This is a genomic window from Bacillus sp. LR--39, assembly GCF_053613335.1.
Window position 1 is genome coordinate 1 of record NZ_JBSIOT010000867.1, and the last position, 712, is coordinate 712.

Annotated in this window: 2 protein-coding genes; both read left to right on the forward strand. The window is 45.1% G+C overall.

What is annotated here, in order from left to right:
- Positions 1-42: 42 nt before the first annotated feature.
- Entirely contained in the window at positions 43-474 is a 432-nt protein-coding gene (locus tag ACWHAR_RS27100; protein ID WP_003246714.1) for a PTS sugar transporter subunit IIA, read from the forward strand.
- 1 nt (position 475) lies between these two features.
- On the forward strand, positions 476-712 hold a 237-nt coding region (locus tag ACWHAR_RS27105; RefSeq protein WP_452088436.1), incomplete at its 3' end, for a mannitol dehydrogenase family protein.

The window sequence follows — 712 nt, forward strand, 5'->3', positions numbered from 1 at the left end:
GAAAAGCTGAAAAAGTAATCTTATAGAAAGAGAGTGATACTCATGCAAGTACTCGCAAAGGAAAATATTAAACTCAATCAAACGGTATCATCAAAAGAAGAGGCCATCAAATTGGCAGGCCAGACGCTGATTGACAACGGCTACGTGACAGAGGATTACATTAGCAAAATGTTTGAACGTGAAGAAACGTCTTCTACGTTTATGGGGAATTTCATTGCCATTCCACACGGCACAGAAGAAGCGAAAAGCGAGGTGCTTCACTCAGGGATTTCAATCATACAGATTCCAGAGGGCGTTGAGTACGGAGAAGGCAACACGGCAAAAGTGGTATTCGGCATTGCGGGTAAAAATAATGAGCATTTAGACATTTTGTCTAACATCGCCATTATCTGCTCAGAAGAAGAAAATATTGAACGCCTGATCTCCGCTAAAAGCGAAGAAGATTTGATTGCCATTTTCAACGAGGTGAACTGACATGATCGCCTTACATTTCGGTGCGGGAAATATCGGGAGAGGATTTATCGGCGCGCTGCTTCACCATTCCGGCTATGATGTGGTGTTTGCGGATGTGAACGACACGATGGTCAGCCTCCTCAATGAAAAAAAAGAATACACAGTGGAACTGGCAGAAGAGGGACGTTCATCGGAGATCATTGGCCCGGTGAGCGCTATTAACAGCGGCAGTCAGCCCGAGGAGCTGTATCGGCTGATG